The organism is Pseudomonas sp. (genome assembly GCF_050739995.1).
Classification (GTDB): Bacteria; Pseudomonadota; Gammaproteobacteria; order Pseudomonadales; family Pseudomonadaceae; genus Aquipseudomonas.
The window spans coordinates 1-8399 of sequence record NZ_JBOICG010000336.1; the positions used below are offsets into that span (position 1 = coordinate 1).

Annotated in this window: 9 protein-coding genes and 1 pseudogene; 9 read left to right on the forward strand and 1 reads right to left on the reverse strand. The window is 55.8% G+C overall.

Features of this window, described 5'->3' with window-relative positions; translation table 11 throughout:
* Nucleotides 1–61: 61 nt before the first annotated feature.
* Nucleotides 62–244: pseudogene (locus ACRESD_RS11225) on the forward strand (Lrp/AsnC family transcriptional regulator); the annotation flags it as partial.
* 415 nt (nucleotides 245–659) lie between these two features.
* Here ACRESD_RS11225 and ACRESD_RS11230 read toward each other — a convergent pair.
* Complete coding sequence (locus ACRESD_RS11230) at nucleotides 660–1562, reverse strand: LysR family transcriptional regulator (RefSeq protein WP_431750969.1); 903 nt, start codon at nucleotides 1560–1562, stop codon at nucleotides 660–662.
* 123 nt (nucleotides 1563–1685) lie between these two features.
* On the opposite strand from ACRESD_RS11230, the gene ACRESD_RS11235 reads away from it, so the two are divergent.
* The 8 genes from ACRESD_RS11235 to alkB all read left to right on the forward strand — a co-directional run bounded on the left by ACRESD_RS11235 (nucleotide 1686) and on the right by alkB (nucleotide 8178).
* Complete coding sequence (locus ACRESD_RS11235; protein WP_431750970.1) at nucleotides 1686–3116, forward strand: aldehyde dehydrogenase family protein; 1431 nt, start codon at nucleotides 1686–1688, stop codon at nucleotides 3114–3116.
* Nucleotides 3117–3322: 206 nt separating this feature from the next.
* Nucleotides 3323–4069, forward strand: a complete 747-nt coding sequence (locus tag ACRESD_RS11240; protein WP_431750971.1) for a gamma-glutamylcyclotransferase — start codon at nucleotides 3323–3325, stop codon at nucleotides 4067–4069.
* Between the two features lie 248 nt (nucleotides 4070–4317).
* On the forward strand, nucleotides 4318–4785 hold the full coding sequence (locus ACRESD_RS11245; protein ID WP_431750972.1) for an ester cyclase: 468 nt from the start codon (nucleotides 4318–4320) through the stop codon (nucleotides 4783–4785).
* 224 nt (nucleotides 4786–5009) lie between these two features.
* Entirely contained in the window at nucleotides 5010–5483 is a 474-nt protein-coding gene (locus tag ACRESD_RS11250; RefSeq protein ID WP_431750973.1) for an adenylyltransferase/cytidyltransferase family protein, read from the forward strand.
* A 48-nt stretch (nucleotides 5484–5531) separates the two neighbouring features.
* Entirely contained in the window at nucleotides 5532–6137 is a 606-nt protein-coding gene (locus ACRESD_RS11255) for a hypothetical protein (protein ID WP_431750974.1), read from the forward strand.
* A gap of 93 nt (nucleotides 6138–6230) precedes the next feature.
* Nucleotides 6231–6812 (forward strand): methylated-DNA--[protein]-cysteine S-methyltransferase, encoded by a 582-nt coding sequence (locus ACRESD_RS11260; RefSeq protein WP_431750975.1) that lies wholly within the window; start codon nucleotides 6231–6233, stop codon nucleotides 6810–6812.
* Nucleotides 6809–7531 (forward strand): 2OG-Fe(II) oxygenase, encoded by a 723-nt coding sequence (locus ACRESD_RS11265; RefSeq protein WP_431750976.1) that lies wholly within the window; start codon nucleotides 6809–6811, stop codon nucleotides 7529–7531. The genes ACRESD_RS11260 and ACRESD_RS11265 overlap by 4 nt, the downstream gene beginning before the upstream one ends.
* Before the next feature lie 2 nt (nucleotides 7532–7533).
* Entirely contained in the window at nucleotides 7534–8178 is a 645-nt protein-coding gene (alkB, locus tag ACRESD_RS11270) for a DNA oxidative demethylase AlkB (protein ID WP_431750977.1), read from the forward strand.
* Nucleotides 8179–8399: the final 221 nt, after the last annotated feature.

Consider the following 8399-nt stretch of genomic DNA (forward strand, 5'->3'; position numbering starts at 1 on the left):
CCCCAGAAGCGAGCGCCTGCAGCAGTTTCTGTCCAACGGGCTTAAGTGAAATGCCTTGGCTATGACCAGCGGAACAAAGAACCACGCAGCCCATGAGGGGTTGGGACGCATCGACGCGGCCATCGTCGACGTATTGCGCCGCAATGGGCGCATCACCTATAAAAAACTCGCCTCACTGGTGCACTTGAGCGAGAGCCCTTGTCAGCAACGCGTTCGCAAGCTGGAGAGGCTGGGCTGTTGGCGCTGATGCGATTTTGATCTAGGCTGCTGGAATTTATTGCCCCGTCCAGATACTAAGCAAACGATGGTCTTGCGAGTGGTTTCAAAAGCTGCATATGGATCAGTCAAAATCAGCCGCCCAGCTCAAAATCGCATCAGCACCAACAGAGGGCCCTTTTTTGTAAGCCGACAGCGCTAATTAGATATCTACCTTGAGCCAAGAATTAATCAGACTCGTGGCGCGAGCTGACCCCTCCGCATACGGCGAATTGGTGACATGGTGCCTGTTGAAGTCGACCAGAAGCCCATCCTGGCGACCAATTTCCGGCTCGGCCTCGTGCCCTCCACAGCGCAACCTCCAAGTCTAGGCTGATGTCAGCCTCACGATATCCAAACCTGTACTACTACGGTTATGTGCAGTCTCACAACGGCTCGTCGCGTCAATCCAGCTGCAGCTGCAACTCGTGCACCAAATCAATCAATGCGCGCAATCGTGGTGGCACGAAGCGATGACCTGAGTAGTAAAGCCTTAATCCACCAAACGACGGGCACCACGGCATCAGCACTGGCACCAGGGCGCCGCTTGCCAGTTCTTCTTGGATGAACCACTCGGAGATGAAACCGATGCCAAGTCCCAACGATACAGCCTGTTTGATTGCCAGCAACTCATTAAAGGCAAAACGCACCGGCAGATCCATCTGCAACTTCTGGCCGCTGCGCTCCAGTTCCCAATGGTAGAGGCCACCGTGCGCCATGCGCATGCCGATGCTCTGGTGGGTGAGCAGGTCTCGCGGGTGCTCGGGCACGCCATGGCGTTCGAGATACTCGGGCGTTGCCACCACGAGCATCCGAATGTCAGCTGACAATGCCACGGCAATCATGTCTTGTGGTACGGACTCGGCCAGACGAATTCCGGCGTCAAAGCCCCCAGCGATGATGTCGACCATGCTTGATTCGCTGACGATGTCGATGCCCACCTCGGGATAGCGTTGAGCGTACTGCCGGAGCAACGGCTCCAACAGAAGATACGCCGCGCCATGCGGTGCATTGATGCGCAGCGTGCCGCTGGGTTCATCAGGGCCGACGCTGGCTTCTTCGTCAGCACTTTTAATCTGCGCCAATGCAGGAGCAATGCGCTCCACATAGCGTTGCCCGATGTCGGTGAGGGCAACGCTGCGCGTGGAGCGATTGAACAGGCGTACTTTCAGGCGTGCTTCCAGAGCCGCGACTGCGCTGCTGACAGCGGTAGTCGACATGCCCAATTCCTGTGCCGCGCCACGAAAGCTGTTACGGCGTGCAACAGCGAGAACCACTTCCAGCTCGGTCATGCCTGTTTTGCGCATGGATTGTCCTGAAAATAAGGATGCTTCATAAACCAGATGATAGCTTATCGGGACAATCAGTCCTCCTTAGACTTCGTTTTAACAGGCTCCATACGCACGAGTCGGTTTGAACGAGGAATTGTTATGCAGCGCATTGAACACATGTACATCAACGGTGAATTCGTCATTCCGCACGGTCAGGAGTGGTTCGACCTACATAACCCCAGCACCGAAGAAGTCATCGGCCAGGTTCGGCTTGGCGATGCACTGGACACCCAGCGTGCCATCGCAGCCGCCAATGCGGCGTTCCCTGCCTGGGCTCGTACCAGTCGGGAGGAGCGCATTACGGTACTGCAAAGCATGCATCGAGCCATGGCGGCACGGGCAGAAGAGTTGCAGGAAGCGATTGTCCTGGAATACGGCGCGCCTGCGGTTCGCGGGCGCTGGATGGCGACATATCCGGCAGATGTTATTGCACAAGCGATCGAAGCTCTTAAAGCGTTCGACTTTGAGCAGCAGGTGGGCATGGCCAAGGTCATTCTGACGCCCGTGGGCGTCGCCGGTCTGATTACCCCGTGGAACAGCAACGCCGGATTCATCTGTAACAAGCTGGCCACCGCGCTGGCGGCAGGTTGCACCGCCGTGATCAAGCCCAGCGAAATGAGCGCGTTGCAGACGCAGGTGGTGCTCAGGGCGTTGCACGAAGCGGGGCTGCCACCGGGTATCTTCAATATCGTCAATGGACGAGGCGATGTGGTTGGCGAAGAAATCGCCCGCCATCCCGACGTTGCCAAGATCTCGTTCACGGGTTCGTCCACTATCGGTCAGCATCTGGTCAGAGCCGGCGCTGACACCATGAAGCGTGTGACGCTAGAACTGGGCGGCAAGTCGCCTACCGTGGTGCTCGACGATGCGGATTTCCAGGCGGTCATGCCGTTGGTGCTGCAAGCCGGATTTCTCAACAGCGGCCAGGCCTGCATTGCGGGTACTCGCATCCTCGTTCCGCGCAAGCGCTTGGCAGAATTCGAGAGGATAGCGAAGGAGGGCATGTTACAGATCAAGTCGGGCGACCCCCACAATGCCGATTCCGATATAGGGCCGATGGTCAGCCAGAAACAATGGGAACGTGTGCAGGACTATATTCGTATCGGTCAGGAAGAGGGCGCAAGGTTGCTGGCGGGTGGTGAAGGTCGCCCTGAAGGCGTGCACGCTGGATGGTTCGTGAGGCCCACAATATTCACTGATGCCAACAACCGGATGCGCATCGCCCGCGACGAAATCTTCGGCCCCGTGCTGACCATCATTCCCTACGAGGATGACGTTGAGGCGGTCAGTATCGCCAACGATACGGACTATGGGTTGAGCGCCCTGGTGCTGGGGAAGAGCCCCGAACGCTGTGAGCATATCGCCCGTCAGATCGATTCGGGGCGTGTGCTCATCAACACCCTGGCCCACGAACCGAGTGCGCCGTTCGGTGGATTCAAGCATTCAGGCCTTGGACGGGAAATGGGCAAGTGGGGAATAAGTGCTTATCTGGAGCCGAAGACGCTGGTCACATCTGACCCATTGAAATGATCGGGGGGGCACGAATTGAAATTTTGATCGATCGACTCGAGCAGCAAATGTCGTAGTGACGACAACGATGCAGCTCGTACCGCTAGCCCCAACAGTTTTTTTGGCGCAAGAATCGGAGTTACCCAAAATGACCTCGTAGGCAAAGTGGCCCCCAAAGCGCAGGCGCAAAAACCTAGCGCATCGCCACAATGCCCTACGAGGTAACTATGACTGCCAGCATTGCTTCTGCGCAGCGATCGGCAAGCAGAGAACAACAAAATCCGTCACCTGTGCTGACTCGTGATTTGATTGAGGCAGGTAGCCTCGATGCGCTTGCTGTCATCGACTCTCCAAATCTGAGGCTCCTCACAGACGCCGACCGAATCGCATCTCTGACGAAGATTTTGTCCATACGACCACGCGGCGATGTTTGGGTCTTCGGCTACGGATCGTTGATCTGGAATCCGGCGATTGATTCCGTGGAAAGACGTATTGCCAAAATCGACGGTTGGCACCGGTCTTTCTGTCTATCGATCACAGCGCTTCGCGCAACAGTTGATCGCCCAGGACTAATGCTTGCGTTAGATCGAGGTGGTTCCTGTTACGGAGCCGCCTACAAACTGGCGGAGGTTCACCTCGAGCGCGAATTGCTGTTGTTGTGGCGAAGAGAAATGGTGTGTGGCGCGTATGTTCCCCACTGGATCGAGTTGAAAAGCATTGATGGGGAGGGTTTAGGGTGGGCAATTACATTCATCATTGATGCCGATGCTCCCCAGTACGCTGGCGATCTCGATGAAGATACGGTGGTGCATAGACTGGCAACTGCTTCTGGAGGGCTTGGAAGCTCTGCTGACTACCTGTTCCGAACCTGTGACAGCCTGCACGCGAACGGTATTCGTGACACCAAGTTGGAGCGTTTGGCTTCGTTGGTGAAAGCTTCCTACGCAGAGGATCGTTACCTGCTAAGGGCTTAAACAATAAATAGATCAGGATTGTGCAGCTGTCTTGGGCGCGCGTAGGTGGCTCGCATGCATTGGGCATTATTCCGAGGAGATTAGATCCCCCAGCGGACTGCGATCGGCTCCATCGTTCCGGCCGAACCTTCGATTTGGTTTGTGCAGCAAGAATCGGAGTTTCGAATCCTGACCTGGTGCTTATCGTTGCACCAAGGTCATCGAATGTGTCGATGCCCTTTTCGAGACTACTTACGAGGATCGTCGAAATGAGCAACGAAGAACAAAACAAGGCTGTCGTCGGCCGCTGGTTCACCGAGTTCTGGGGCAAGAATCCTAACCTGGCGGTCATTGACGAAATCGCCTCTCCCGACATGCTACTCCACTACTCTCTGCACGAACCTCGTCGTGGCCGCGATGACATTAAAGCGTTCATGACCGATTTTCGTAAGGCGTTCCCCGATCTCAATTTCTGGGGCACAGCCGACTTGATCGCCGAAGGGGATTACGTAGTAGGTCAATGGGAAGGTGGTGGCACCCACACAGGCCCGGCTCACGACGACTTTCTCATCGGTGGTCTGCCTGCCGCAACGGGTCGCAAAATGCACTTCACCGGCACCACAGTGCTGAAGGTGATTGGAGGCAAAATCGTGGAGGAGCGCGGTCTCGACGATGGCGTCGCAGCCCTGACTCAACTGGGTTTGATCAAAGCGACGACCACTAATGGCGATGCTTGATATTCACAAAACAAGGAAAGTCATTCCATTCTTTTTAAGCGTGGAACACTGCTCCTGATCTGCGCAAGGGGGCCCGCATTTTTGCCGGCCCTCTTCGCATTGAGCGTTCTACTTTGCTCTTTGCATTGTCTGAGTTTCCGAGCGGGAAACATAGCGTCCCTGACCCGTTGCAGCGGTAGATTTTCAGAATCTGACTCTCAGCCCCGGTATAGGACACCACTGCCATGATTCGAATCGGCTACGCACCTGGCGCCTACGACTTGTTTCACATCGGGCACCTCAATCTTTTGAGGCAAGCCAAAGAGAGATGTGACTTCCTCATCGCCGGCGTCGCGGCTGACGACGTTCTGATTGAGCACAAGGGTATGAAGCCTGTCGTTCCACTTGTCGAGCGGTTAGAGATCGTACGCAACGTCCGTCACGTCGATGCGGCCTACCCGGCATTTACCAACGACAAAGTGGAGATCTGGAAAGACCTCCAGTTCAACGTGATATTCAAGGGTGATGACTGGAAAGATACGGAGAAGGGTATCCAGCTCGAACGACGCCTCAGCGTGCTTGGTGTGGAGATTGTTTATCTTCCATACGGAAAAGTGACATCAAGCAGCACGCTACGGCAGACACTGAAGAACATCGATGAAATAGCTAGCCGATTGCGTCGACGCCACCTGGTTACGGACACCGCCTTTACCTTTTGACCATCGCAATATCGGATAGACGCCAGGCAGTACCACTGGCGCCTGTAATTGCTGCATTCCTTTTCAATCGAAACCAGCACGATGACCGAAAATCCCCCCGCCGACTCATTGTCGCAATCACTCATTGCTTGGGTTACGGCAGTAAAACAGGACTCGCTCTCACCGGACGCGGCCAGTTCGCGATTAGATGAGATGCGGCTTGAACACCTCGTTCTGTGCCTTCTTGAGCTTGATCTCGAAGAGGCTGCGCAGATCGATGCGCTGTCCAATTCAACCTATCCATTTGAACGATCTCCTGAGCGCTTCTATGAAACTTTGCAACAAACCATACTACAACTGAAACTGTTCAAGCTGTTTGCGAAAACACGCGACGGCGAATATCACCGAAGCGTTTGCCCCGCTGCCTACAACGCATGCACTGGCGAGCACTACCCCGAAGAAATGGCGCGATGGCGCGCCGAATTTCGGGCCATGTCGCCAGAGCAGCAAATGGTGGTTACCACCATTGTCTGGATGTATCGCTCAGGCCCTGATTCGATCTGGCTGCGCCGAGTCCCCTGTACATGGAAGGCGTCCGAAGCGCTGCACTACATGCGCGACGCAGGCTGTCTCTCGTTGTGGCTGTCACTCGTCGCCAGATACCCCGGCTGGTAGTTGGCCAAAGAATTTGACCGCAAGGAGCGGAGTTTCAAGGTAGGAAGCGATCCCTAGACTGACCTCACTCGCCAACCGATAAGAGTCAAGGTCATGAACACTACTTCCCGTTCTCCCTTCAAGTACAACTTCCGCGCACCAGGTAGCCAAGTGGTAGGCCCCATTCAATTCGCCGTCGGACAATCAGCGATGGGGAAGGTTCTTATCGGCCGTAGTCAGCAGGGCATCTGCGCCATCTTTCTCGGCGAGGAAGCGCAGGGACTGCGTGACCAGCTCGCGACCGAATTTCCAATAGTGGAACTGCAAGCTGGCCAAGCTTCGCTAGAACACGAACTCAATCTGGTCATCGGTTTCATCGACAAACAGATGTTTGGCGGTGTTATCAATTTGGATATTGGCGGCACTGTGTTTCAACAAAAGGTTTGGCAGGTGCTTTGCGGCATCCCAACAGGCAAGACCTGTAGCTACAGCGATGTGGCACGCGACCTCGGTGCGCCAGAGGCAATTCGCGCCGTGGCGGGAGCCTGTGCAGCCAACGTGTTGGCCATTGCCATTCCGTGTCATCGCGTGGTGCGTCGTGATGGTTCGATCTCTGGCTACCGCTGGGGTGTCGAACGCAAGCGCTCATTGCTGAAAGAAGAGGCCACCAAGAGGGGTGTGGAGTTTTCGGGATGAAAGCTGTTGCGAGTCACGACAGTGCCACGACTCTTGACTCCCGCGATTGGGCAAGCATCGAGCGTTCGCTTGATGCTCACGGAAATGCGGTGCTGCCCGGCCTTTTGACAGCGGGACAGTGCGCGGCACTCGCCGAGCTCTATCCACGAGAAGAAGGATATCGAGCGCGTATCGTCATGGCTCGACATGGGTTCGGGCGTGGCGAATACAAATATTTCGCGTACCCGTTGCCTCCACTGCTCGACCAACTACGTCACGCGCTTTACCCCAGACTCGCGCCGATTGCCAATGATTGGAATTTGAAATTAGGGATCAACGTGCAGTACCCGGGCGATCTGGCAACCTTTCTGAAGCGATGTCACGAGGCCGGCCAGACACGGCCGACGCCACTGATTCTTGAATATGGCGAAGGTGACTACAACTGCCTTCATCAAGACCTCTACGGTGATCATGTTTTTCCTCTCCAGGTGGCCATCCTTCTTTCAGAACCTGGCAAAGACTTCGCCGGCGGTGAATTCGTCATGACAGAGCTTTCCTCCAAGGGTCAGCGTGCGGATGTTGTTTCACTGAACCAAGGGGACGCGGTGGTATTCACTGTCAATCAACGTCCGGCAATGGGCCAGCGAGGTACACGCAAGGTCGCTATGCGACACGGCGTGAGCCGAATTCGTAGCGGCCAGCGGCATACCGTGGGTCTCATTTTTCACGACGCGAGGTAATCATGCGAACGCTCGATCTTTTCGAACCATCATTGGGGAGCCAACGTCTAGGGCCAGCAGCAATTGTGCTGCGCGAATTCGCACTGCCTTACATGTCCGAGTTGATGCTTGCCATTGAAGCCATCACTGCCGTGTCGCCTTTCCGGCACATGATGACACCGGGTGGGTTTACCATGTCAGTGGCGCTGACAAATTGCGGCATGCTGGGTTGGACGACCGATCGACGTGGTTACCGCTATACCTCCCACGACCCCGACACCGGCCAACCTTGGCCAGTTATGCCGGAGGTGTTTGCCCGGCTGGCGAGCGATGCCGCTGCGAATGCGGGATATGACAATTTCGAGCCGGACGCCTGCTTAGTCAATCGCTACCTACCTGGTAGCAGGCTTTCGTTGCACCAGGACAAAAATGAGCGGGACTACGAGCAACCCATCGTTTCGGTTTCCTTGGGCATGCGAGCCACATTCCAGTTCGGGGGGCATGCGCGCACCGACCCTACGGTCAAGGTGCCGTTGCACCACGGAGACGTCGTTGTATGGGGTGGAGCGGATCGCCTCCGATACCACGGTGTGATGCCGCTCAACGACGACCCTCATCCGTTGCTGGGCAGCCAGCGCATCAATTTCACTTTCCGCAGAGCCGGATGATTTCGGGAATTCAAAAGCAAGGTTCGGAGTTTTTTCTCGCGGCGACGTCACTAGAGTGTTCGCAGTAGGCGAGGTTACCGATGAACATGAACTCCACAAACCAGATGGAAAGGCTCTCCGAAGAGCGCCGCCAAGTCGAAACCTATTGTCAGTCGCTGGTGAATGCCGGGGCGGCGCAATGGTGGATCAACGAGCGCGGTGATACCGAGTTGCATCTAGAT

Bases quoted from the DNA above. Each gene is read 5' to 3' on its own strand.
- alkB (WP_431750977.1), top strand. From the start codon at position 7,534: ATGCGAACGCTCGATCTTTTCGAACCATCATTGGGGAGCCAACGTCTA.
- ACRESD_RS11230 (WP_431750969.1), bottom strand. From the start codon at position 1,562: ATGCGCAAAACAGGCATGACCGAGCTGGAAGTGGTTCTCGCTGTTGCA.
- ACRESD_RS11235 (WP_431750970.1), top strand. From the start codon at position 1,686: ATGCAGCGCATTGAACACATGTACATCAACGGTGAATTCGTCATTCCG.
- ACRESD_RS11250 (WP_431750973.1), top strand. From the start codon at position 5,010: ATGATTCGAATCGGCTACGCACCTGGCGCCTACGACTTGTTTCACATC.
- ACRESD_RS11260 (WP_431750975.1), top strand. From the start codon at position 6,231: ATGAACACTACTTCCCGTTCTCCCTTCAAGTACAACTTCCGCGCACCA.
- ACRESD_RS11240 (WP_431750971.1), top strand. From the start codon at position 3,323: ATGACTGCCAGCATTGCTTCTGCGCAGCGATCGGCAAGCAGAGAACAA.
- ACRESD_RS11245 (WP_431750972.1), top strand. From the start codon at position 4,318: ATGAGCAACGAAGAACAAAACAAGGCTGTCGTCGGCCGCTGGTTCACC.
- ACRESD_RS11265 (WP_431750976.1), top strand. From the start codon at position 6,809: ATGAAAGCTGTTGCGAGTCACGACAGTGCCACGACTCTTGACTCCCGC.